Annotated in this window: 18 protein-coding genes; 12 read left to right on the top strand and 6 right to left on the bottom strand. The window is 68.7% G+C overall.

The features are described from left to right. A partial coding sequence (locus CEK66_RS14960; RefSeq protein ID WP_193312670.1) for a YadA-like family protein occupies positions 1-2,298 on the top strand: 2,298 nt, incomplete at its 5' end. Between the two features lie 132 nt (positions 2,299-2,430). Beyond that, entirely contained in the window at positions 2,431-3,264 is an 834-nt protein-coding gene (locus CEK66_RS14955; protein ID WP_226978622.1) for a CDP-diacylglycerol diphosphatase, read from the top strand. An 88-nt stretch (positions 3,265-3,352) separates the two neighbouring features. Here the strand turns inward: CEK66_RS14955 and CEK66_RS14950 are convergent, their stop codons facing one another. After that, on the bottom strand, positions 3,353-4,048 hold the full coding sequence (locus CEK66_RS14950; RefSeq protein WP_043095602.1) for a hypothetical protein: 696 nt from the start codon (positions 4,046-4,048) through the stop codon (positions 3,353-3,355). Between the two features lie 263 nt (positions 4,049-4,311). On the opposite strand from CEK66_RS14950, the gene CEK66_RS14945 reads away from it, so the two are divergent. Beyond that, complete coding sequence (locus CEK66_RS14945) at positions 4,312-4,758, top strand: pesticin immunity protein (protein WP_152237427.1); 447 nt, start codon at positions 4,312-4,314, stop codon at positions 4,756-4,758. A gap of 177 nt (positions 4,759-4,935) precedes the next feature. Here CEK66_RS14945 and CEK66_RS14940 read toward each other — a convergent pair whose 3' ends face one another. Genes CEK66_RS14940 through CEK66_RS14930 form a run of 3 tightly spaced genes read right to left on the bottom strand, consistent with a single transcriptional unit; the run spans position 4,936 to position 8,408 of the window. Further along, positions 4,936-6,483 carry a pseudouridine synthase gene (locus CEK66_RS14940; protein ID WP_152237426.1) on the bottom strand — a complete coding sequence of 516 codons (1,548 nt, stop codon included), beginning with the start codon at positions 6,481-6,483 and terminating at the stop codon, positions 4,936-4,938. Then, positions 6,476-7,444 carry an SMC-Scp complex subunit ScpB gene (scpB, locus tag CEK66_RS14935; RefSeq protein ID WP_152237425.1) on the bottom strand — a complete coding sequence of 323 codons (969 nt, stop codon included), beginning with the start codon at positions 7,442-7,444 and terminating at the stop codon, positions 6,476-6,478. Before scpB ends, CEK66_RS14940 begins: the two co-directional genes overlap by 8 nt. A 22-nt stretch (positions 7,445-7,466) precedes the next feature. Then, positions 7,467-8,408 (bottom strand): ScpA family protein, encoded by a 942-nt coding sequence (locus CEK66_RS14930; protein ID WP_017909690.1) that lies wholly within the window; start codon positions 8,406-8,408, stop codon positions 7,467-7,469. Between the two features lie 373 nt (positions 8,409-8,781). On the opposite strand from CEK66_RS14930, the gene CEK66_RS14925 reads away from it, so the two are divergent. The 9 genes from CEK66_RS14925 to CEK66_RS14885 all read left to right on the top strand — a co-directional run bounded on the left by CEK66_RS14925 (position 8,782) and on the right by CEK66_RS14885 (position 21,897). Continuing rightward, positions 8,782-9,081 (top strand): YciI family protein, encoded by a 300-nt coding sequence (locus tag CEK66_RS14925; protein WP_017909689.1) that lies wholly within the window; start codon positions 8,782-8,784, stop codon positions 9,079-9,081. Continuing rightward, positions 9,078-9,362 (top strand): BolA family protein, encoded by a 285-nt coding sequence (locus tag CEK66_RS14920; protein ID WP_152237424.1) that lies wholly within the window; start codon positions 9,078-9,080, stop codon positions 9,360-9,362. The genes CEK66_RS14925 and CEK66_RS14920 overlap by 4 nt, the downstream gene beginning before the upstream one ends. A gap of 234 nt (positions 9,363-9,596) precedes the next feature. Next, the gene (locus CEK66_RS14915; protein ID WP_152237423.1) at positions 9,597-10,610 is read left to right on the top strand and encodes a LacI family DNA-binding transcriptional regulator; all 1,014 of its coding nucleotides are present in this window, start codon (positions 9,597-9,599) and stop codon (positions 10,608-10,610) included. A gap of 105 nt (positions 10,611-10,715) precedes the next feature. After that, positions 10,716-13,694, top strand: coding sequence for a TonB-dependent receptor (locus CEK66_RS14910; RefSeq protein ID WP_152237422.1), 2,979 nt, complete (start codon positions 10,716-10,718; stop codon positions 13,692-13,694). Positions 13,695-13,830: 136 nt separating this feature from the next. Next, the gene (locus CEK66_RS14905) at positions 13,831-15,411 is read left to right on the top strand and encodes a glucoamylase family protein (RefSeq protein WP_173003417.1); all 1,581 of its coding nucleotides are present in this window, start codon (positions 13,831-13,833) and stop codon (positions 15,409-15,411) included. 44 nt (positions 15,412-15,455) lie between these two features. Next, a complete protein-coding gene (locus tag CEK66_RS14900; RefSeq protein WP_223875798.1) occupies positions 15,456-16,718 on the top strand; it encodes a sugar ABC transporter substrate-binding protein in 1,263 nt (420 codons plus the stop codon). Next, positions 16,715-17,596: a sugar ABC transporter permease gene (locus tag CEK66_RS14895; RefSeq protein WP_010342668.1), complete on the top strand. Its 882-nt coding sequence runs from the start codon at positions 16,715-16,717 to the stop codon at positions 17,594-17,596. The genes CEK66_RS14900 and CEK66_RS14895 overlap by 4 nt, the downstream gene beginning before the upstream one ends. Continuing rightward, positions 17,593-18,429 (top strand): carbohydrate ABC transporter permease, encoded by an 837-nt coding sequence (locus tag CEK66_RS14890; RefSeq protein ID WP_017909683.1) that lies wholly within the window; start codon positions 17,593-17,595, stop codon positions 18,427-18,429. The genes CEK66_RS14895 and CEK66_RS14890 overlap by 4 nt, the downstream gene beginning before the upstream one ends. A 351-nt stretch (positions 18,430-18,780) precedes the next feature. Then, on the top strand, positions 18,781-21,897 hold the full coding sequence (locus tag CEK66_RS14885) for a discoidin domain-containing protein (protein ID WP_193312672.1): 3,117 nt from the start codon (positions 18,781-18,783) through the stop codon (positions 21,895-21,897). Positions 21,898-22,005: 108 nt separating this feature from the next. Here the strand turns inward: CEK66_RS14885 and CEK66_RS14880 are convergent, their stop codons facing one another. Continuing rightward, positions 22,006-22,686: a bifunctional 4-hydroxy-2-oxoglutarate aldolase/2-dehydro-3-deoxy-phosphogluconate aldolase gene (locus CEK66_RS14880; protein WP_152237421.1), complete on the bottom strand. Its 681-nt coding sequence runs from the start codon at positions 22,684-22,686 to the stop codon at positions 22,006-22,008. Positions 22,687-22,762: 76 nt separating this feature from the next. Beyond that, positions 22,763-24,679, bottom strand: a complete 1,917-nt coding sequence (gene edd, locus CEK66_RS14875; RefSeq protein WP_017917732.1) for a phosphogluconate dehydratase — start codon at positions 24,677-24,679, stop codon at positions 22,763-22,765. Positions 24,680-24,805: the final 126 nt, after the last annotated feature.

Genomic DNA, 24,805 nt, shown 5'->3' with positions numbered 1-24,805 from the left:
TTCGGCACCGGCGCCGACTGCAGTGGCGGCTACAGCAGCGATTGCGGCAACAGCGCCCATGATATCGCCAAAGATGGCATGGCTATGGGTGTCTCTGCCCTTGCACGCGGCAAGGATGGTATGGCGATAGGGGCCTTCGCTAGTGCTATTTGCGCCCAAAGCGCCGCGATGGGGCCGGCGGCGAGTGCGTACGGCGACAGCGCGGTGGCACTGGGCAATGGCGCGGTGGCGGGCGATGCGAACGATTCGGCCGTGGCCAACGCCGTGGCACTCGGCAAGGCGGCCACGGCCAGCGGCGACAACAGCCTGGCGCTGGGTGCAGGCGCAGCGGCGGCGCAGGCCGGCGCGGTGGCGCTGGGCAGCGGCAGCAGCACGGCCGCGGCGGTGGCGACCACCGGCGGGACCCTCAACGGCACCGCCTACACCTACGCCGGCGCCGCGCCGGGCAGCACGGTGAGCGTGGGCAGCGCCGGCCACGAGCGGACGGTGACCAACGTGGCCGCCGGCCGCGTGTCCGGGACCAGCACCGATGCGGTCAACGGCTCGCAGCTGTATGCCACCAATACCGAACTGGGCAAGGTCGGCACCAAGGTGGACGAGCTCGACAACACGGTGCAGCAGTTCCAGAACGGCAACACGGTGAGATACGTCCATACCAATTCCACCGGTGCGGACAGCGCCGCCACTGGTGCCGACAGCACCGCGGTGGGAGCGGCGGCGAACGCGTACGGCGACAGCGCGGTGGCACTGGGCGATGGCGCGGTGGCGGGCGATGCGAACGATGCGGCCGTGGCCAACGCCGTGGCGCTGGGCAAGGCGGCCACGGCCAGCGGCGGCGACAGCCTGGCGCTGGGCGCAGGCGCAGCGGCGGCGCAGGCCGGCGCGGTGGCGCTGGGCAGCGGCAGCAGCACGGCCGCGGCGGTGGCGACCACCGGCGGGACCCTCAACGGCACCGCCTACACCTACGCCGGCGCCGCGCCGACCAGCACGGTGAGCGTGGGCAGCGCCGGCCACGAGCGGACGGTGACCAACGTGGCCGCCGGCCGCGTGTCCGAGACCAGCACCGATGCGGTCAACGGCTCGCAGCTGTATGCCACCAACACCGAGCTAAGCAAGCTCGACGGTGCAGTCAAGGGTATCCAGGGCGGCGACGGTGTGAAGTACCTGCGGGTCAATTCGACGGGCAGCGATAGCGTCGCGACCGGCACCGACAGCGTCGCGATCGGCCCCGATGCGGTCGCCAGCAATGCGAAGGACGTGGCGATCGGCTCGGGTACTCGTACCGTGGAGACCACGGCGGTGAGTTCCACAACGCTCGGTGGCTCCAGCTACAACTTCGCCGGCAGCGCGCCGGTCGGTGCGTTCAGTGTCGGCGCGGTGGGGGCGGAGCGGCAGATTCAGAATGTGGCCGCAGGCCGTCTGAGCGCCAGCAGCACCGATGCGGTGAACGGTTCGCAGCTGTATGCCACGAATCAGAAGGTGCAGGACAACTCCAATTCGCTCTCCACGCTACAGAGTTCGCTGACCACGCTCGAGCAGTCCATTGGCGGCATCTCCGGAAATCCCAGCAAAAGCGGCAGCGGCAGCGTCAGCCCCGCCAGCGATGGCAGCAATGGCAGCAATGGCAGCAACGGTTCGAGCGCCTCATCGGCGACGAACGATGGGTTGGTCGTCGTGGGCAATGACGGCACCTCGGTCGCGGTTGGGCCTACTGCGTCGGCCAAGAGCGCCAGCACCACGGCGATGGGCAGCAACACCACGGCCAGTGGCACGAACGCGACGGCGGTGGGGGCGGATGCGGTCGCATCAGGTGCGGGTAGCGTTGCCGTAGGCAAAGGCGCCACTGCCACGGAGTCCAACAGTGTTGCCATGGGGCAGGGCTCGGTCGCCGACCGTGCCGACACCGTCTCGGTCGGTTCGGCGAGCAATCAGCGCCAGATCACCAACGTCGCCGCCGGCACCGAACGCACCGATGCGGTCAACCTGGGACAGTTGCAGGATGGCTTGGACAGCGTAGAGGACTGGTCGCGCGCCTACACCGACTCCCGCGTGGATCAGGTGGATCGGCGCGCCAGCGCCGGCGTGGCCGCGGCGATGGCGATGGCCAGCCTGCCCCAGGCGTATCAACCGGACCAGAGCGCGGCGGGCGTCTCGTTGAGCTCGTTCCGTGGCGAACAGGCGATCGCGTTCGGCGTTTCCACGATCAGCGGAAGCGGCCGCTACCTGTTCAAGGTCAACGCCAGCGCCACCACGCGCGGCGATGCCGGCGTGGCCGTCGGCGCGGGTGTGGTCTGGTAACAAGCACCGCTGGCGCCGGCCGGACGCCTCTGTGTCGGCCGGCGCTTCCTTTCATGTTCCTGGTCACAAGCGCGTCCGAGGACGCGTTTCTTTTTGTCGGCTGCGTACGCGGCTGTGGAAGAGAAGTCGTAGATGAGCAGATCCGGATATCGCGCCTTCGGCATCGTGGCGCTCGCTTTGATGTGGCTAGGGACCGCACTGGCGATATATCGCCATCATGCCAATGCCTTGTGGCATCTCGTCCACCGGCGCTGCGAGGTCAGTGCGCGGGGCTCCGGGGTGCCGGCGCCGTGCCGGACCCTGGACCCTGCGCAGGGCTATGCTCTCCTGCAGGACGAGCGCGGCCGAGCGCATGCCTGGCTGGTGCCGACCCGCCGCATCATCGGAGCCGCCAATCTCGCGTTGCAGCGCCAGGACACGCCGAACTACTTCTGGCTGGCATGGCGGGCCCGTGGCGTGCTGTCGGATTTGCTGGGTGCGCCGGTTCCGGATACTGCGGTGGCCGTCGTGGTGGATGCGCAGACGCTGCCTTCGCAGAACCAGTTGCACCTGCACATCGCCTGTCTGCGCGCGGACATCCGTGAGCAGTTGGCGGTGGCAGGCCCGTATTGGGATGCACACTGGAACGGATATTGGCTAAAGGGCCGTCGCTACTACCTGCGGACGCTGAGCGAGGCGGAACTGGCAATGCGCAGCCCGTTCCTGCGCGTGGCCGAGGAGTTGCCCGGTGCCAGCGGCAACCTGGAACGCTACGGGCTGGCCCTGACCGTGCTGCAGGACGGCCGGTTCGTGTTGCTGGCGCTGCCGCGCACCTTGCTGGGCCGGGGCGCGAACCTGGGAGCGGCGCGCGTGCTGCAGGACGACGATTGCGCGACCGCAGGTACGCGCAGTTTTCCCGCATCCTGGTACTCGAACGTGATGCGGCCAGGCGGTCATGCTCGTGTGGAGCTGGCAGGCGAGAGATAGCAGCGCGGTCGCCGTTCGGTTGCGCGGCATGTACGTGTTGCCGCACAGGCAGCGGCCAGCGCGGCCGCTGCGCCGTGCAGCAAGCCCATCACTGCTGCGCGAACACCCAGGCCAACTGGCCGCGTACCGGCTCGGGCGTCGCCAGGGCCTGGCGGTACAGGGTCCGCGCCGTCCAGCAGGCGTCCTCGTCGCTGGCCTTGGCGATCTCCGGCAGCACCCGCATCAGGCGCTGCTGCTGGTCGGCGGGCAGCGACTTGACCAGGGTGCCCATCGCCGCCTGGATCTGCTCCTGGCTCACCGGCTGCGCCGGGGTCTTGTTCAACTCCGCGTCGGTGGCCTTCAGCGAGACGTCGAACCAGCGGTCGATCTGCGCCTGCGGCAGCTTTTCCAGGCCCGACAGCATCGCCGCGCTCAGCGCCTGCGCATCGTTGGGGTTGCCGCCGCGCGCCAGCACGGCGCACTGCGGTACGTCGACCTTGTCGCTGACCTGCGACAGGATCTGCAGGCGCTGTTCCAGCGTGGCGTGGTCCAGTCGCGCGATGCCGTTCTGCGCCAGTTGGAAGCCGGCCTGCTGCGCCTGCGGGCCGCTCTGCTTGAGCAACGCCACGTAGCGCGGGTCGTTGGCCAGCTTGCGCAGCATGCGGTCGAACGGCGCGTGCAGCGGCGAACTGGCCGGGTAGGGGTTCTGCGCTGCGGCGATCTCTTCCTGGGCCTTCTGCTGCGCCTTCTGGCAGGCGCCGAGGCTCAGTACGCCGGCGATCAGCAGCGGCAGGGCGATCTTCATCTTCCGTGTCATCGGGAATTCCTGGTCGGTGAGGGCGGCCACCCGCGGCGGCCGCCAGATGCGCCAGGATATCGGCTTCGTCCGCGCAGGGCGAACGGCGCAACAGCGGGTGGGCTGGTGTCGCCACGTCCCTGTCGTTCGAGCCTGCGAGACGCGGTCGGGTGCCGCCTGGTCGGCGGCCACCGCATGCGGCAATCTCCATTGGGCGCCGGCGTCCCCGGTGCTTATCATCCACGCCTCCCTCCGCGCGCGAGATCGTCCGCATGACCTCCGGAATGCTTGTTGGCCTTCTCGCGCTTGGCGTCGGCGCGTCGTCTCCGGCCGTATCGCAGCAGACGGGAGTCGTCGACGCGGTCATCCAGCAGCTTGATCTCACATCGTTCCCCAACTCGGTCGGCCCCCGCCGACTGCCGGGGAAGACGACGTTCGCGGACTATGGTTTCGTGGATGTCACCAAAACCGCCCATGGCGCGCGCCTGCTCGAGGCCGACAAGGGCTGGATGATGCGCTTCGAGGTGCTGTCGGCCGATGCCACGTCCGTACGTCTGTGCTTCCATGACACGGGATTGGCCAGGCCCGGCGCGACACAGGCCCCCAGCTACGACGCAACCTCGGCGTTGCTCGTTTCGACAGCGTCTCAGGGCAAGTGGACCGCCAGGCAGATCCCGGCGGGGTTTGCGGACTGCGAGAACGCGCCTGCCGGCGCGTGAGTGCACGGGCGGCCGCGCTGCGGGCCGTCGCATCACCTGGGTGAGGGGGCTGCCGCGGCGCGACGGCGCGCGCCGTCCCCGTGATCGATAACGTCCCCATAAAAAAACAGGGCGCCGCTTGCGCAGGCGCCCTGTCGGGTGCGGAGCGGGCCGGCACGCACGGCGCCGGCGTCGTCCTCAGCCGCCGCGCGGACCGCGGTTGCCGCCGCCGCCGGGACGGCCGCCGCCACCCGGAGGACGCCCGCCGGCCGGGCGGTTGCCGCCGCCGGGGCGTCCGCCCGGACCCGGGCCGCGCTTCTGGCCGCCGGCCGGGCGCGCTGCGCGCGGCGCGGCGCCGTAGGGGTTGAAGCCGGGGGTGGCGTGGTCGGACGGGAAGCTCGGCGCGTTGCCCGGATGCCCGTAGGGGTGCGCCTTGCGCTGCTGGCCCTGGCTCGGACCGCGGCCCTGGCCGGCGCCCGCACCAGCGCCGGCACCAGCCGGACGCGGCTTGGCGTAGGGACGCCCCTGACCTTGACCCTGGCCACGACCGCCGGGACCGGCATTGCGGTGGCCGGTCGGGCCGGTGCTGACGCCATCGGGCACGTACCAGGTGCGGAACGCGGCGGGGTTGCCGTCCGGCAGCGGCTTGGGGCCCTTCGGCGTGCGCTGCTTGAACGGCTTCTGCGATTGCTTGGCGGCCATTTCGCCGCTCACGGTCAGGCCGCCGTGCGGCTTCTTGCCGCCGCGGCCGCGGCCGCGGTCCTCGCGGAAGGTGTCGAAGCGGCGCAGCTCGCGGCCTTCGTCGGCGGTGTTGTGGCCGTTGACGTAGGCGTTGCCGCCGCGGCCGACCTGCACGGTGGCCTTGGCCGCCTTGCGCTGGCCGATCACCGGCTGCAGGGTCAGCGCCGACGGGGTGCCTTCCTCCAGCTTCAGCTCGGCGCGCAGCGCCTCGACCTTGTCCTGCGCCAGTTCCATCGAATGCCCGCGCAGCAGTTCGCGCGGCAGCGCGATCTTGCCGTAGCGGGTGCGCTTGAGCCGGCTGACCTGGCAGCCCTGCGATTCCCACAGGCGCCGTACTTCGCGGTTGCGGCCTTCCTTGACCACCACCCGGAACCAGTCGTGCGAGTCGGTGCCGCCGATGCGTTCGATCTCGTCGAACTTGGCGCCGCCGTCCTCCAGCAGCACGCCGCGCGAGAGCCGCTCGATCATGCTGTCGGGCACGGTCTCTTCGCCTTCCGGGGCGCGCACGCGCACCACGTACTCGCGCTCGATCTCGTAGGAGGGGTGCATCATCGCGTTGGCCAGCTCGCCGTCGGTGGTGAGCAGCAGCAGGCCGGTGGTGTTGATGTCCAGGCGGCCGATCGCGATCCAGCGCGCGCCCTTCAGCGCCGGCAGCGCCTCGAAGATGGTCGGGCGGCCTTCGGGATCTTCGCGCGTGGTCACTTCGCCTTCGGGCTTGTTGTAGATCAGCACGCGCGAGGGCTCGGTCAGCGCGCTGGCGACGAAGCTGCGGCCGTCCAGCTCGATCTTGTCGCCGCTGCGGATCGACATGCCGGTCTGCGCGACCTCGCCGTTGACCTTGACCAGGCCGTCGGCGATGCGCTGTTCCAGCGCCCGGCGCGAGCCCAGTCCGGCCTGGGCCAGGACCTTGTGCAGGCGTTCTTCCAGTTTCGGCTGCTCGGCGGCAGCGGCGTCGCGCTTGAGCGAGAGCTTGTTCAACGACAGCTTGCGGGAGGTGTCACTCATTTACTTGGCTCCGGCCGGCGCGTTGCGCGTCGGCCTGTGGTTCGGAATCGGCATCGTCAACAGCCACGGTCGTCGTCGCGACGGCGTTGTCTTCGGCTTCGTTCGCATCCGCCGCGCGCTCTCCCGGCGCGGCTTCGGGTTCGCCCGTCGGGGCGGTCGTGGAATCCGTGGCCGCCGGCGCGTGGGCGTCGTCGGTCACGGGGGTGTGCGGTGCTGCGGTGTCGCGTGCTTCTGCGTCGGCGGCAGCGTCGGCATCGGCCGCGTCTGCCTGCGCCGTCGCGGCAGGCTCGGCGGGTTCGCCGGCGGCTGCGGCCTGCGCCGTGGTGTCGCCCTGGTTGCCCTGATCGGCGGCGTCGCCCGGTGCGGCGTCGGCCTGGGCCATGTCGCCGACCGGCAGCGCGTCGCGGTCCAGCGGCAACTGCGGCTCCAGTTCGCCGATGTCCTTGAGTTCGGACAGCGGCGGCAGTTCGTCCAGGCGCTTGAGCCCGAAATAGTCCAGGAAGGTCTTGGTGGTGCCGAACAGCGCCGGCTTGCCCGGCACGTCGCGGTGCCCGACCACGCGGATCCACTCGCGCTCTTCCAGCGCCTGGATGATGTTGCTGCTGACCGCCACGCCACGCACCTGCTCGATCTCGCCGCGGGTGATCGGCTGCCGGTAGGCGATCAGCGCCAGGGTCTCCAGCGTGGCGCGGGTGTAGCGGGTCTTGCGCTCGGTCCACAGCCGCGCCACCCAGGCGTGCACGTCGCTGCGCACCTGGTAGCGGAACCCGGAGGCCACTTCGACCAGTTCCACACCGCGGCCCTCGCAGGCCTCGCGCAGCAGTTCCAGCGCGCGCTCGATGCTGCCTGGCGGCGCGGGTTCCTCCTCCGGGAACAGGCCGTGCAACTGCGCCAGCGGCAACGGCTGGTTGGCGGCGAGCAGGGCGGCCTCGACGATGCGGTTGATCAGCGCTTGATCCATGCGGGGGCGGGTTCTCGGTGGCTCAGGTGGTGGCGTCGGCGGCGTCGCTGTCGTCGAACTCGCTGTTGAACTGCAGCGGCGCGTTGGTGTTGCCCAGTGCCAGCGACTTGACGTAGATCGGCGGCATCGGCGGCCGCTCGGCGGCCTCGGCGGGGACGTGCGCCAGCGGTTCCTGGACGATGTCCAGCAACTGCTCCTTGGCCAGTTCCAGCAGCGCCAGGAAGGTGACCAGCACGCCCAGCTTGCCTTCCTCGGCACTGAACAGCGATTCGAAACGGTGGAACTTGCCGTCGTCCAGACGGCCCAGCACATCGCCCATGCGCTGGCGCACGCTCAGCGCCTCGCGCTTGATGGCGTGGCCGCTGAACAGCTCGGCGCGCTTGAGCACGTCGTACAGCGCCAGCAGCATTTCCTTCAACTCCACCGGCGGCGGCAGCTTGACCGCGGCACGGTCCGGCACATGGGCGTGCACCGGGGTGGTGTCGCGGTCCTGCCGCGGCAGCGCGTCGATGTCCTCGGCCGCCTGCTTGAAGCGTTCGTACTCCTGCAAGCGGCGGACCAGTTCGGCGCGCGGGTCCGTTTCCTCGCCGTCTTCGGCCGGCGGCCGCGGCAGCAGCATCCGCGACTTGATCTCGGCCAGGATCGCGGCCATCACCAGGTATTCGGCCGCCAGTTCGAAGCGCAGCTCCTGCATCACGTTGATGTAGTCCACGTACTGCCGGGTGATCTCGGCGACGGGGATGTCCAGGATGTCCAGGTTCTGCCGGCGGATCAGGTACAGCAGCAGGTCCAGCGGGCCTTCGAACGCATCCAGGATCACTTCCAGCGCATCCGGCGGGATGTAAAGATCCTGCGGGATCTGCAGGACCGGCTGCCCATGCACGACCGCCAGCGGCATTTCCTGCTGCTGTGGCGGGGTCGTCTGGGTTGGCGGGTTCGCGTCGAGCGCGAGTTCGGAAGTCATCGGTTGGACATCGGTGTTGCGGTAGCGAAGGGCCGGGCAGGCGCGACCCGGCGCGGCTCCTTGCCGGCAGTGCTGCGGTTCAATGGCGCGTCGTCCCCGCAACGCGCTCGGTACTTCAACAAGACACACGACGCACGCCACGCGTGTCGTGGCGGCGGGAACTGCAGAGGAGGACGTCTGCGCGGGCGGTGTCAGGCAGCGAATCGGTCGTCGGAAGGGGCTTGGGGTCGCCGATCACCGACGGGCCGCTGCATCCGGCCGCGTGCAATACGACCAAGGGTAATGCGCCGGCGGGGTCGGTGTCCAGCGCCGCCGTGCCGGGGCAGGTTCTACAATGACAGGTCTTTGGATAGGCAACGAGGGCGGAGACGCGATGTGGTACGTGATCGAGGGGTACGACGTGGCCGATGCGCTGCCGCGGCGGGCGGCGGCGCGGCCGGCGCATCTGCAGCGGCTGACCGCATTGCAGGAAGCCGGGCGGCTGTTGTTGGCCGGGCCGTGCCCGGCGATCGACGCCGAGGATCCGGGTCCGGCCGGCTTCAGCGGCAGCCTGGTGGTGGCCGCGTTCGACTCGCTGGCCGAGGCGCGGGCCTGGGCCGAGGCCGATCCGTATGTCGATGCCGGCGTCTATGCGCGGGTCGAGGTGCGGCCGTTCCGCAAGGTGCTGCCATGAGCCAGGTCGGCGCCGAGCGGGTGGCGCGGATCCGCGCCGCGCTGGAGGCGGCGTTCGCGCCGCAGGCGCTGGAGGTGGAGGACGACAGCCAGCGCCATGCCGGCCACGCCGGCGCGCGCGACGGCCGGGGACATTTCAATGTCCGCGTGGTCAGTGCGGCCTTTGCCGGCATGGGGCCGCTGGCCCGCCACCGCGCCGTCTACGCGGCGCTGGGCGAGATGATGCAGACCGACATCCACGCGCTGTCGATCCGCGCCGAGGTGCCGGGCACGGGCGGCTGACACCCGCTGGCGACGGCTGCTACCGGTCCAAACAGGGGTGTGCACCCCGGGAAAAAGCGGAATCTGCACCTGGATTATGCTGCATTGCGGCACGATTCCGACCGGTTTCTCATTATTCAAGTGACTGAAAAATAAGGCGTTTATTGTAAAAATAACAAAGGGCTTCTGCCTCGCGCTGAAAACGATTACAGTCCGCGCCAGTTTCTCAAGGTCTCTGCCGCGGAGGGCGGCACGATGGCGAAGAGCGCGGTTACCATCAAAGACGTCGCACGCGAGGCCCGGGTTTCCGTGGCCACCGTGTCGCGTGCGCTCAATGGCCACGAAAACGTGGCCGCACCGGTGCGCACCCTGGTGCTGGAAGTGGCCGAGCGCCTGCGCTACAGCCCGCATGCGGCCGCGCGCAGCCTCAGCAGCCGCCGTACCCAGACCCTGGGCGTGGTGCTGCCCGACCTGTACGGCGAATTCTTCTCCGAACTGATCCGCGGCATCGACGGCGCCGCCCGCGCGCGCCGCCAGCACCTGCTGGTGTCCAGCTACCACGGCGACCCGGAAGAGCAGGGGCGGGCGCTGCGGGCGATGCGCGGCCGCGTCGACGGCCTGCTGGTGCTGTCGCCGTACGCCGAGCGCCCGGGCTTTCTCACCGACAACCTGCCGCAGGCGTTGCCGACGGTGTTGATCAACACCCACCTGCCGGGCACCGAATATCCGGTGCTGAGCATCGACGACCACGCCGGCGCGGTGGCGATGACCGAGCACCTGCTGGCGATGGGGCATCGCCGCATCGCCTTCATCGGCGGTCCGGAACTGAACTTCGACGCGCGCGAACGCCTGCGCGGCTTCCGCGACGCCATCGCACGCCATGCCGGCGAAGCGCATGGCCAGGAGTTCCCGGGCGACTTCGACGAAGCCTCCGGCTATCGCGCCGGACAGGCGATGCTGCAGGCCGGCACGCTGCCCGATGCGGTGTTCGCCGCCAACGACATGACCGCGCTCGGCTGCCTCTACGCCTTCACCCAGAGCGGCGTGCGCGTGCCCAACGACATCGCGTTGGCCGGCTTCGACGACATTCCGCTGGCGCGTTTCGTTCACCCATCCCTCACCACCATGCGCGTCAGCATCGCCGGGCTTGGTGAGCAGGCGATGCACCGCCTCCTGCAATTGATCGATCGGCCCGACGCGGACGACCGGCAGCGGCAGACCCTGGTTCCTACGTTGGTCGTGCGCGATTCCAGCACGGCCCGTTCCTGATGCGACGCACTCTTCTGCGCCGCATCGCTTGTTCCACTTCGTTCCATCGAAGCACCACGCACCACCCATAACGAGCATCACGTCTTCCTGGAGGGAAAACCCCACATGCAACACACCCCGCACTCCGCCCGGCCCACGCGCAAGCTGTTGAGCTGCGCCCTCGCCAGTTGTCTGCTGCTGGGCGCCGCGCCGGCATTCGCGCAAAGCACCGGTGCCACCATCCGCGGCCAGGTCAAGGTCGATTCGGCGCCGGCCGCGTCCGCGCAGGTCACCGCCACCAACCTGGCCACCGGTCTGAGCCGCAGCGTGCAGGCCAACAACGGCACCTATTCGGTCGGCGGCCTGCCGCCGGGTTCCTACCGCATCGACGTCACCGCCGACGGCAAGACCACCTCGCAGAACGTCACCGTGCAGGTCGGACAGACCGCCACCCTGGATCTGGGCGTGGGCGGCGAAGCGGCCACCGCCAACGGGCAGGGCGCGACCACGCTCGACGCGGTGCAGGTACAGGCGCCGCCGGTGCTGGTGGAAACCCGTACCTCGGAGAACGCCACCTACATTTCCAACGCGCAGATCGAGAAGCTGCCGCAGGCCACGCGCAACTTCCTTGAGCTGGCCGACAGCGTGCCGAGCGTGCAGTTCCAGCGCGACGCCAAGGGCAACACCACGGTGCGCTCCGGCGCGACCTCGGCCAACGGCACCAACGTCTACATCGACGGCATCAGCCAGAAGAACTACGTGCTGACCGGCGGCGTCAGCGGCCAGGATTCCAGCCGCGGCAACCCGTTCCCGCAGTCGGCGATCGGCGAGTACAAGGTCATCACCTCCAACTACAAGGCCGAGTTCGACCAGGTCAGCAGTGCGGCGATCGTCGCCTCGACCAAGTCCGGCACCAACGATTTCCACGGCAGCTTCTTCTGGGATACGACCAACGACGACTGGCGTGCCGAAAGCCCGCTGGAGCGCAAGGCCGGCCAGCGCGACGACTTCTCCGAGACCCAGTACGGCGCCACCTTCAGCGGCCCGATCCTCAAGGACCGCGCGCACTTCTTCGTGGCCTACGAGGCCAAGGAATACACCACGCCTAACACGGTGATTCCGGGCGGCATCTACGCCGACCGCGTCGACCAGCTGCCGGCGCAGCTGCAGCCGCTGGTCGCCACCTACAGCACGCCGTTCAAGGAAGACCTGTACTTCGGCAAGATCGACTGGACCCTGGGCGACAACAACCTGTTCGAGCTGACCGGCAAGTACCGCAAGGAAGACGAGCTGTCGGACATCGGCAACACCACCACCTACCAGCACGGCAGCAGCAACGGGCAGAAGGAAAAGCGCGCCAACCTGCGCTGGCAGTACAGCGGCGAGGCCTTCCTCAACGATCTGAACCTGAGCTACGAGAGCGCGTTCTGGACCCAGACCCCGCTCACCGACGGCAGCGGCTACGTGTTGTCCTATGTGCCGCAGGCCGGCAACGAGACCACCATCCTCAGCGCCGGCGCCGGCAGCAGCTTCCAGAACAAGGGCCAGAAGGGCTGGACCCTGCAGGACGACCTGACCCTCAACAGCCTCGACTGGCACGGCAGCCACACCATCAAGATGGGTCTGAAGTACAAGGACATCCAGCTCGATTCGACCCAGATCAATCCGGCCAATCCGCAGTACTACTACAACATCCTCAGCGATGTCGGCACCCCGTACCGGGTGCGCTTCGGCGACACCGGCGACGGCGGCTCGGTGCAGTCGCAGAACAAGCAGTACGGCATCTACCTGCAGGACGACTGGGAGGTCAACGAGCACCTGACCCTGAACCTGGGCGTGCGCTACGACTACGAGAAGACCCCGTCGTTCCTCGACTTCGTCACCCCGGCCGACGTCGCCAGCGCGCTGTTGAACTGGCGCAATCTGGACAACGCCAACTACGACATCGCCAACTACATCAGCACCGGCAACAACCGCAAGGCGTTCAAGGATGCCTGGCAGCCGCGCCTGGGCTTCTCCTACGACCTGTTCGGCGACCAGGCGCACGTGATCTACGGCGGTGCCGGCCGTGCGTACGACCGCAACCTGTTCGACTACCTGGCGCTGGAGCAGCTCAACAACAACTTCCGCTCCTACAGCTACTACTTCAGCAGGACAGGCAATCCGGCCGAGTGTCTAGGTAGCCCGTGTGTGCAGTGGAACGAAAGCTACGCGACCGAGGCCGGCCTGGCTGGGCTGGCCGCCTCCAACACCGGCGGCGCCGGCGGCGGTCGCGAGGTCTACCTGATCGACAACAACATCAAGGTGCCGTACTCCGACCAGTTCAGCCTGGGCATGCGCAACATGGTGCATTTCTGGGGCAACGACTGGTACACGGACGTGACCCTGAGCCGCATCGTCAGCGAGGACGGCTTCGTGTTCCTGCGCGGCAACCGCCGTGCCGACGGGTCGTTCTTCCTGCCCGGCACCACCTCCGGCGTGCCCACCGATTCGCCCAACGGCTACAGCGCGATCGTGCTCGGCACCAACGGCCTGAAGACGCGCAACAACCAACTGGCGCTGAAGCTGGACAAGCCCTACGACAAGGAGTCCGGCTGGGGCCTGACCGTGGCCTACACCTTCTCCGACGCGAAGGAAAACCGCCAGTACGGCGAGCACTATGCGCTGGACCAGCCGTCGATGGCCGGCTACGGCTGGCGTGAGGCCGGCGGCATCCCGAAGAACCGCCTGGTGGTCACCGGCATCTACGATCTGCCGTACGACGTCACCCTGTCGGCCAAGCTGTCGTTGGCCAGCCAGACCCCGCGCTACGGCACCAACTGCCTGGCGGGCAACGACCAGTGCTATATCATTCAGTACAAGCCGGACGCCACGCTGGGCTACAAGGAATTCAGCCTGGCGGCGAACAAGGAATGGGATACCGGGTCGGCCATCAAGTTCAACGTGCGCGCCGATGTCATCAATCTGTTCAACTGGACCAACTACGCGGACTACAACACCGCAACCGGAACGTACGCCGATCTGAATACGGCGTTCGGTACGCCGAACGGCGTGCTCGCCTCGCCGATGCGGACGTTCAAGCTGTCGTTCGGCTTGAACTGGTAAGCAAGGTCGCCGCGGCTCCCGTGCACCGGGGGCCGCGGCGATGCGGAAGTGGGGTATTTTTTGCGTGCATGTAAACGATTTCACGGGGGGCACGATGAAGAAGCAGCGCAGGTTCATCAGGTTTTCGTTGATGGTGATGGCAGCAGGGGTGCTGCTGACGGCGTGTAAGAAGGTCGAGGAGCCGAAGGCGGTGGAGAAGAAGCCGGTGCAGGTAATCCTGGTCGAGGCGGAACTGCCGCCCAAACCGCTGAAGCCCGAGCTGCCGCAGCTGTTCAGCGACATCGAGCGGCGCACTTTCCAGTTCTTCTGGGACACCACCAACGACACCAATGGCCTGACCCCCGACCGCTTCCCGTCGCGTCCGTTCGCCAGCATCGCGTCGGTGGGGTTCTCGCTGACGGCGTATCCCATCGGCATCGAGAACGGCTGGATCAGCCGGACCCAGGCGGTGGATCGCACCCTGACCACGCTGAAGTTCTTCCGCGATGCGCCGGTCGGCCCGCAGCGCACCGGCAAGGCCGGCTACAAGGGCTTCTATTACCACTTTCTGGACATGCAGAACGGCCACCGTTACGACAGCTGGGTGGAGCTGTCGAGCGTGGATACCGCGCTGCTGATGATGGGCGTGCTGTTCGCGCAGTCGTACTACGACGGCGACGACCCGCGCGAGAAGGAGATCCGCGAGATCGCCGACACGCTGTACCGGCGCGTGGACTGGACCTGGCTGCAGCAGCGCGATCCGCTGATCTCGATGGGCTGGTTCCCCGAAAGCGGCTTCATCAGCCACGACTGGATGGGCTACAACGAAGCGATGATGCTGTACGTGCTGGCCTTGGGATCGCCCACCCATGCGGTGAGCCCGGATGCGTGGACGGTGTGGACCCGCACCTACAACAACGACTGGGGCGTGTACTACGGCCAGGAATACCTGTCGTTCGGGCCGATGTTCGCGCACCAGTACAGCCATGTCTGGATCGACTTCCGCGACATCCAGGACCAGTACATGCGCGAGCGCGGCATCGACTACTTCCTCAACAGCCGCCGCGCGGTGCTCGCGCAGCGCGAGTACGCCATCGCCAATCCGATGAAGTGGAAGGACTACGGCGAGAACGTGTGGGGCCTGACCGCCAGTGACGGGCCGCAGAACACCGAGCAGGAGTATCGCGGCGAACAACGCCAGTTCCGCCACTATTCCTCGCGCGGCGCCGGCCTGCGCGAGAACTTCGACGACGGCACCATCGCGCCGACCGCGGCGGTGGCCTCGCTGGTGTTCGCGCCGGAAGTGGTGATTCCGGCCACCGAGGAGATGCACAAGCGCTACGGCGACTTCATCTACTCCAGCTACGGCTTCCTGGATTCGTTCAACCCCAGCTTCAACTACGATATCCCGCTCAAGACCGGGCGCGTCGTGCCCGGACGCGGCTGGGTCTCCAGCGACTACATCGGCATCGACCAGGGCCCGATCCTGACCATGATCGCCAACTACCGCAACGAGTTCGTCTGGAACGTGATGAAGAAGAACAAGTACATCCGCACCGGACTGGAGCGCGCCGGCTTCAGCGGCGGCTGGCTGACTCCGGAGGGCGAGGCGCAGCCGGTGCCGAAGAAGGACGAGCAGGCCGCCGCGGCGCGGGCGATCGGCATCGCCGAATCGCGCGCCGCCGCCGCGCAGGCGCAACAGAACCCCGACCAGCGCCAGCCGCAGAAGCCCGAATGAGCGCAGCACGCATGATCGGTCGTTGGGTGTCGCTGGGCTTGCTGATGGTGGCCGTGTGCGGGTGCGCGCGCGCGCCGCAGGGCGAGGTGGTGCGGTTCTGGGCGATGGGCCGCGAGGCCGAGGTGGTGGCCGAGCTGATCCCGGAGTTCGAGAAGGAGAATCCCGGCATCCACGTGGACATCCAGAACATCCCGTGGACCGCCGCGCACGAGAAGCTGCTGACCGCCTTCGCCGCCGACGGCCTGCCGGACGTGTGCCAGCTGGGCAACACCTGGATCCCGGAATTCGCCGAACTGGGCACGCTGCAGCCGCTGCAGCCCTATGTCGAGCGCTCCAAGGTGGTCGACCCGAAGGACTACTTCCCCGGCATCTGGGACACCAGCGTCATCGATGGCCAGCTCTACGGCATCCCCTGGTACGTGGACACGCGCCTGCTGTTCTATCGCAAGGACATGCTGCGCGACGCCGGGGTGACCAAGCTGCCGCAGACCTGGGCCGAGTGGGAGCAGGCGATGGCGGCGGTGAAGAAGCATGTCGGGCCGAAGCGCTACGCCATCCTGATGCCGCTCAACGAGTTCGAGCAGCAACTGTCGCTGGGCCTGCAACTGCCCGATCCGCTGCTGCGCGACCACAACAACTACGGCAACTTCGAAAGCCCCGGCTTCCGCAAGGCGCTGGCGTTCTACGCCAACATGTTCGACCAGGGCTGGGCGCCGAAGATGTCGGAGACGCAGATCTCCAACGTCTGGGACGAGTTCTTCAACGGTTTCTACGCGTTCTACATCTCCGGCCCGTGGAACATCCGCGAGTTCCGCAAGGTGCAGCCGGCTGCGCTCAAGGACCAGTGGGGCACCATGCCGCTGCCGGGCCCGGACGGCCCCGGCGCCGGCATCGCCGGCGGCACCAGCCTGGTGATCTTCCGCAAGTCCGAGCACAAGGACGCGGCGTGGAAGCTGATCGAGTTCCTGTCGCGGCCGCAGATCCAGGCGCGCTTCCACGCGTTGATCGGCGACATGCCGCCGCGGCGCAGCACCTGGGCGTATCCGTCGCTGGCCGACGATCCGCTGGCGCACGCCTTCCGCGATCAGCTGGAGCGGGTCAAGCCGGCACCGAAGGTGCTGGAGTGGGAGCGCATCGTGCAGGAGATGCGGCTGGCCACCGAGCGCGTGGTGCGCGGCGGCGAGCCGCAGGAGAAGGCGATGCGGGAACTGGACAAGCGGGTCGACGAGATCCTGGAGAAACGCCGCTGGATCCACCAGCAGCACCGCGAAGGCACGGCGGCGCCGGCCGCGGGAGCGGCGCCATGAAGCGCGGTTCCCTGATCGGCTGGCTGTTCGCCGGCCCGGCGCTGATCGTGATCGGCGTGTTCTTCGGCCTGCCGGTGCTGTCGGCGCTGGCGCTGAGCGTCACCGACTTCGACCTGTATTCGCTGGCCGACCGCCACAACCTGCGCTTCGTCGGCTTCGGCAACTACATCGAGTTGCTGCAGACGCCGATGTTCTGGAAGTCGCTGTGGAACACCACGTACTTCGTGATCGTCGGCGTGCCGCTGTCCATCGGCGCCTCGCTGGGCGCGGCGCTGCTGCTGAACGCGCCGGTGGCGCGCTTCAAGGCGCTGTTCCGCACCGCGCTGTTCGCGCCGGTGGTGACCACGCTGGTGGCGGTGGCGGTGATCTGGCGCTACCTGTTCCACACCAGCTACGGCCTGGTCAACTACGGCCTGGCGCACCTGGGCATCGGCCCGATCGACTGGCTCGGCGATCCGCACTGGGCGATGCCGACGATCATGCTGTTCGCGGTGTGGAAGAACTTCGGCTACAACATGGTGATCTTCCTCGCCGGCCTGCAGGCGATCCCGCAGGACCTGTACGAGGCCGCGCGCATCGACGGCGCCTCCAAGTGGCGGCAGTTCCTGCACATCACCCTGCCGATGCTGGGGCCGGTGCTGCTGGTGGTCGGGGTGATTACCGTGTCCGGCTACTTCCAACTGTTCGCCGAACCCTACGTGATGACCCGCGGCGATCCCCTGCAGAGCACGGTCAGCGTGCTGTATTACATGTTCGAGGAAGGCTTCAAGTGGTGGAACCTCGGCCGTGCCTCGGCGGTGGCGTTCCTGCTGTTCCTGATCATCCTGGGAGTGACGACGGTGATGCTGCGCTTCGGCCGCAAGAGGGACCTGGTATGAGCCGGGAGATCGGCGCCTCGCGCTGGAACACGCTGCTGGTCAACGGCGGGCTGCTGCTGCTCGCCGTGATCAGCCTGGCGCCGCTGTTGTGGATGGTGTCGGTGTCGTTCATGCCGGCCGGGCAAGCGAGTCGCTTCCCGCCGCCGATGCTGCCCACCGGCGCCACCCTGGCCAACTACGGCGAGCTGTTCTCGCGCACCGGCATGGCCCGCAACTTCGCCAACAGCCTGCTGGTGTCGTGCGCCATCACCTTCGGTTCGCTGCTGATCAACACCATGGCCGGCTATGCCTTCGCCAAGCTGCGCTTCGTCGGCAAGGAGCGGATCTTCCAGATCCTGCTGGCGGCGCTGGTGATCCCGGCGCAGGTGGCGATGCTGCCGCTGTTCCTGCTGATGAAGCAGCTGCACCTGGTCAACAACTTCGGCGGCGTGGTCGTGCCGGCGCTGGCGACGGTGTTCGGCATCTTCCTGGTGCGCCAGTACGCGCGCTCGATCCCGGACGAGCTGCTGGAGGCCGCCCGTATCGACGGTGCCGGCGAGCTGCGGATCTTCTTCCAGATCGTGCTGCCGATGCTCAAGCCGGTGCTGGTGACGCTGACCATCTTCACCTTCATGGCCGCGTGGAACGACTTCATGTGGCCGCTGATCGTGCTGACCGACCAGGAGCACTACACCTTGCCGGTGGCGCTGGCGGCGCTGTCGCGCGAGCACATCATGGACGTGGAGATGATGATGGCCGGCGCGGTGGTCACGGTGGTCCCGGTGCTGGCGCTGTTCCTGGCGCTGCAGCGCTACTACATCCAGGGCCTGCTGCTCGGCAGCGTGAAGGGGTGAGCGAACGCGCTTGCGAGCCATTGGCTCGCGCGTTCGTGAACGCCTGGCCATGGATGGCCAGGCCGGACGATCTGGTGTGGGATTGTCACGCCATGGATGGCAGCGGTGAAGCGGAACATCGAGCGCCACTGGCGCGCGTTGCGCCGAACGCCCGGCCATGGATGGCCAGGCCTGACGTGTAGGAGCGGCTTCAGCCGCGACAACATGCAAGGCGATGCCGTGGCGCGCCGATGGGTGCGATGCCCGCTGGGATGCACAGACACATACAAGCAGACACGCAACGAAACGACAGCGACGGGGAAGGCGATGAGGGACGGGATGGCGATGACGTGCGCACGCGCGATGCTGGCGATGCTGGGACTGGCGGCCACCCATGCCGTCGCCGCGCCGCCGACCTCCACGGTGACGCTGGACAGCTTCAACGATCTGGACAAGTGGCAGATCGTCGTCTCCAACCAGGTCACCGCCTCGACCCGGCTGGTGCAGGCGCCCAGCGGCGGCCGCGCCAAGGCGCTGTGCCTGGACTACGACTTCAACGGCGTGTCCGGCTATGCCGGGATCCGCCGCAGCGTGCCGATCGAGTACCCGGACAACTACCAGTTTTCGTTCCAGCTGCGCGGCGAGTCGCCGAGCAACGACCTGCAGTTCAAGCTGGTCGACGCCAGCGGCGACAACGTGTGGTGGGTCAACCGGCCGCGCTACGACTTCCCCACGCAGTGGAGCACGGTCACCTACAAGAAGCGGCAGATCGACAAGGCCTGGGGACCGAGCCCGGAGAAGGAACTGACCCGCAGCGCACAGATCGAGTTCACCATCTACAACCAGGTCGGCGGCGCCGGCACGGTGTGCTTCGATCAGCTGACCCTGACCCCGTTGCCGCCGCAGGACACCTCGCCGCTGACGGTCAAGGTCAACACCGATACCGCGCCGGCGCTGGAGCAGCGCATCGCCGACGGCAAGCCCGACACCGTCTGGTACAGCGGCAACGCCAAGACCCAGACGGTGATGCTGGACCTGGGCAAGGTGCGCGAGTTCGGCGGCGCCAAGGTGCAGTGGGCGCCGGGCGTCTATGCCTCGCGCTACACCGTGCAAGGCTCGGCCGACGGGCGCAGCTGGCGCGAGTTGCGCAGCGTGACCGCCGGCAACGGCGGCACCGACTGGCTGGCGCTGCCGGAAACCGAGGCGCGCTACGTGCGCTTCGACCTGCAGGACGGCCCCAGCTTCCGTTACGGCATCGCCGACATCACGCTGCAGCCGCTGGCCTTCGCCGCCACCCAGAACGACTTCATCAAGTCGGTGGCGGCGCAATCGACCCGCGGCTGGTTCCCGCGCGGCTTCAGCGGCGAGCAGCCGTACTGGACCATCGTCGGCCTGGATGGCGGCCGCGAGCAGGGCCTGGTCGGCGAGGATGGCGCGATCGAGGTGGGCAAGGGCGGCTTCAGCATCGAGCCGTTCCTGCTGCTGGACGGCAAGCGTCTGAGCTGGGCCGACGTCAAGACCGCGCAGAGCCTGCAGGACGACTACCTGCCGATTCCCAGCGTGGACTGGAGCCACGACAACGCCGCGCTGCGCGTGACCGCGTTCGTGCAGGGCGAGCCGGAGCAGGCGCAACTGGTGGCGCGCTACCGGCTCAGCAACCCGGGCAAGCAGCCGCACGACTACACCCTGGCGCTGGCGGTGCGTCCGTTCCAGGTCAATCCGCCCAGCCAGTTCCTCAACACGGTCGGCGGGGTCAGCCCGATCCGCTCGCTGGCCTTCGCCGGGACGCAGGTGCAGGTCAACGGCCAGCCGCGGGTGTTCGCGGTGCAGAAGCCGGACGCCGCCTACGCAAGCGCGTTCGACGCCGGCATGGACGTCGAACGGCTGAGCACCGACGCCAGCGGCCTGCCGCAGCAGGCGCAGGATCCGGACGGACTGGCCTCCGGCGCCTTGCTGTACCGCGGGCGCCTGGCCCCGGGCGAGGTGCGCGAGGTGGCGTTGGTGATCCCGCAGACCGGCAACGCCGGCGTGCCGGCAGGCTTCGACGCGGCGCGCGCGCAGCAGCAGGTCGCCGCGCAGTGGCACGAGAAGCTGGACCGCGTGCAATTGCACGTGCCTGCGCAGGGCAAGGCGGTGACCGACACGCTGCGCACCGCGCTGGCGCACATGCTGATCTCGCGGATCGGGCCGCGCCTGCAGCCGGGCACGCGTTCGTATTCGCGCAGCTGGATCCGCGACGGCGCGATGATCTCCGAAGGCCTGCTGCGGCTGGGCCGCGCCGACGTGGTGCGCGAGTACGTGGAGTGGTATGCGCCGTACCAGTTCGCCAACGGCATGGTGCCGTGCTGCGTGGACGACCGCGGCAGCGATCCGGTGCCGGAGAACGACAGCCACGGCGAACTGATCTACAGCGTCGCCGACTACTACCGCTACAGCGGCGACCGCGCCTTCCTGGAACAGATGTGGCCGCACGTGCTCGGCGCGTACACCTACATGGAACAGCTGCGGCTGAGCGAGCGCACCGACGAGAACCGCGCGCGCAACGCGGCCTTCTACGGGATGATGCCGGTGTCGATCAGCCACGAGGGCTATTCGGCCAAGCCGATGCACTCGTACTGGGACAACTTCTGGGCGCTGCGCGGCTACAAGGATGCGGTGAGCATCGCCGCCGAACTCGGCCGCATCGACGATGCCGCGCGCTTCGCGGCCTCGCGCGACCAGTTCCGCCAGGACCTGTACGCCTCGCTGGACGCGGCCACCCGGCAGCACCACATCGACTTCCTGCCGGGCTCGGCGGAGCTGGGCGATTTCGACCCGACCTCGACCACCATCGCGCTGGCGCCGGGCGGCGAGCAGGGCCGGTTGCCGCAGGCGCTGCTCGACAACACCTTCGAGCGTTACTGGAGCGAGTTCGTCGGCCGCCGCGACGGCACCCGCGAGTGGAAGGACTACACCCCCTACGAGTGGCGCAACGTGTCCGCGTTCGTGCGCCTGGGCTGGCGCGAGCGCGCGTGGGAGGCCACGCAGTTCTTCTTCAAGGACCGCACGCCGCAGGCGTGGAACCAGTGGGCCGAAGTGGTCTCGCGCACGCCGCGCAAGCCGTTCTTCCTCGGCGACCTGCCGCATGCCTGGGTGGCCTCGGACTTCGTGCGCTCGGTGCTGGACATGTTCGCCTACGCCCGCGACGTCGACGACAGCCTGGTGCTGGCCGCCGGCATCCCCGCCGACTGGCTCGACGGCAAGGGCGTGGCGATCGAACAGCTGCGCACCCCGCAGGGCCCGCTGAGCTACCAGCTGCGCCGGCAGAAGAACCGGCTGCTACTGAACATCCCCGAGGGCCTGCGCATGCCCAGCGGCGGCCTGGTGCTGCCGTGGCCGTACCCGGGCGAACCGGGCCGCACCCTGGTCAACGGCGAGGCTGCGCAGTGGGAGCACGGTGAACTGCGCATCCACGCGTTGCCGGCGGATGTGCAGATCGAGGTGCGGTGAGGCCGGGAATGGGGAGTGGGGAATCGGGAATCGCAAAAGCAAAAGCGCCGGCATGCCGGCGCTTTTGCTTTCTGGAGTATGGAGTTGTGAGAGCCGAGGTTCGGGTTTTTACCGATTCCCGATTCCCGAATCCCGATTCCCGGCTTCACGCACGATCGCCGCCGCCTTCGCCGAGCTCTCGCGCACCTTGTCCCAGGCGCCGTCGGCCAGCCAGTCCTTGGGCACCATCCACGAGCCGCCGATGCAGACCACGTTGGGCTGGGCCAGGTACTCGGCGGCGGTGCTTTCGCCGATGCCGCCGGTGGGGCACAGCTTGAGCTCGGCCAGGGGGCCGGCCAGGCCCTTGAGCATCGCCAGGCCGCCGACGGCGGAGGCGGGGAACAGCTTGCACACGCGGAAGCCGCGCTCCATCAGCGCCAGCAGTTCGCTCGGGGTGGCCGCGCCCGGCACCACCGGCAGCGGCGCCTGCGCCAGCGCGTCGGCCAGGGTCGGGGTGGTGCCCGGAGTGACGATGAAATCGGCACCGGCGTCGATCGATTGCTGCAGCTGGGTGGCGTTGAGCACGGTGCCGGCGCCGATCACGATGTCCGGCAGTTCGCGCTTGAGCATCGCCAGGGCGTCCATCGCCACCGGCGTGCGCAGGGTCAGTTCGATCGCCGGCAGGCCGCCTTCGAGCAGCGCAGCCGACACGCGGCGCGCTTCTTCCAGGGTGTGGACGGTGACGACGGGCAGGATGCCGGCCGCGCGCAGCAGCTGTTCGGCCTTGGTCTGGTGTTCGGCGATGGTCATGGGCGTCTCGGTTGCGATGGGGGCGAGGCCCTGGCCGCGCACGGCCAGGGCGGGGTAGGGCGAACGGCGGCGCCGGTCAGGCGTCCTTGGCTTCGTGCGGCGCGGCGGCGGCCTCGGCATCGCGGCCCAGGTCGTACTCGGCGTCGTAGTTCCACAGGTCGCCGTCGGCGGCCGGCGGGCCGCAGGAGATCGACAGCGCACCCTGGTCGGCCGGACCGACCATGCGGCGGTTGAGCCCGAACAGGTTGCGACCCAGGTCGTGCGCGGCCGGCGCGGTGTTCGGCGCCAGCGGGCGTGCGGCCCACTCGGCGGCGTCCACCAGCACTTCCAGGGTGCCGGCCTCGCCGTCCAGGCGCACGATGTCGCCTTCGCGCACGCGTGCCAGGGGGCCGCCGCGCGCCGCTTCCGGGGTCACGTGGATGGCCGCGGGGAACTTGCCGGAGGCGCCGGACAGGCGTCCGTCGGTGACTAGCGCCACGCGCCGGCCCTGGTTCTGCAGCAGGCCCAGCAGCGGCGCCAGCGAATGCAGTTCCGGCATGCCGTTGGCCTGCGGGCCCTGGTAGCGCAGCACCACCACGAAGTCGTGCGGCAGCGCGCCGGCGGCGTGCAGCTTGTTCAGCGCCTGCGGCGCGTCGATCACCACGGCCGGCGCTTCGATGGTGCGGAACTGCGGCTTCACTGCCGACAGCTTGATCAGCGAGCGGCCGAGGTTGCCGCGCAGCAGGCGCAGGCCGCCCTGCGCCTCGAACGGGTTGGACGCCGGGCGTACCACGGCCTCGTCGGCGCTCTTGGCCGGGCTCGGCACGTAGGCCAGCTTGCCGTCCTGCACGCAGGGCTCGTCGCCGTAGGCGCGCATGCCGCCGGGCACGATGGTGGCCAGGTCGTCGTGCATCAGCCCGGCGTCCATCAGCTCGCGGAACACGAAGCCGATGCCGCCGGCAGCGGCGAAGTGGTTCACGTCGGCCTCGCCGTTCGGGTACACCCGCGCCAGCAGCGGCACCAGCTGCGACAGCGCGTCCAGGTCGTCCCAGGTCAGCACGATGCCGGCCGCGCGCGCCACCGCCAGCCAGTGGATGGTGTGGTTGGTGGAACCGCCGGTGGCCATCAGCGCGACCACCGCGTTGACGATGGCGCGCTCGTCGATCAAGCGGCCCAGCGGGCGGAAGTCGTTGCCCAGGGCGGTGATGCGCAGCGCGCGCTCGGTCGCCTGCTGGGTCAGCGCCTCGCGCAGCGGGGTGCCGGGATTGACGAAGGAGGCGCCGGGCAACTGCACGCCCATCGCTTCCAGCAGCACCTGGTTGGAGTTGGCGGTGCCGTAGAAGGTGCAGGTGCCGGGGGCGTGGTAGGACGCCGATTCGGCGGCCAGCAGCTCCTCGCGGGTGGCCTGGCCGGCGGCGTAGCGTTCGCGCACCTCGGCCTTCTGCTTGTTGGGGATGCCCGGGGTCATCGGCCCGGCCGGCACGAACACTGCCGGCAGGTGGCCGAAGGCCAGCGCGCCGATCAGCAGGCCCGGCACGATCTTGTCGCACACGCCCAGGTACAGGCTGGTGTCGAACATGTCGTGGCTGAGGCCGATCGCGGTGGCCTGGGCGATCACGTCGCGCGAGAACAGCGACAGCTCCATGCCCGGCCGGCCCTGGGTCACGCCGTCGCACATCGCCGGCACGCCGCCGGCGACCTGCGCGGTGGCGCCGAGCGCGCGCGCGGTGCTGCGGATGATCTCCGGGTAGTGCTCGAACGGCTGGTGCGCCGAGAGCATGTCGTTGTAGGCGGTGATGATGCCGAGGTTGGGGGTGATCCCGCCTTCCAGCCGGCTCTTGTCGGTGGGGCCGCAGGCGGCGAAGCCGTGGGCGAGGTTGCCGCAGCTCAGGCGGCTGCGGAACGGACCGTCGCGCAGCGCGGCGTCGATGCCGGCCAGGTAGGCGCGCCGCGACGGCGCACTGCGCTGGCGGATGCGTTCGGTGATCGCGTGGAGGGTCGGATGCAGGCTCATTGGCGGAAGTGGCTATGAAGGGGGAGTCGGGAAACGGGAATCGGGAATCGGAAGAGCGGGAAGCGGGAATCGGAAGAGCGGAAAAGCGTCAGCGCGCAGCCGTTGCGAATCCCCAATCCCCAATCC

This window comes from Xanthomonas sp. LMG 12460 (assembly GCF_009192895.1).
GTDB classification, from domain to species: Bacteria; Pseudomonadota; Gammaproteobacteria; order Xanthomonadales; family Xanthomonadaceae; genus Xanthomonas_A; species Xanthomonas_A sontii.
The sequence above is the reverse complement of the archived record's forward strand: the minus strand, read 5'-3'. Positions and strand labels throughout refer to the sequence as shown.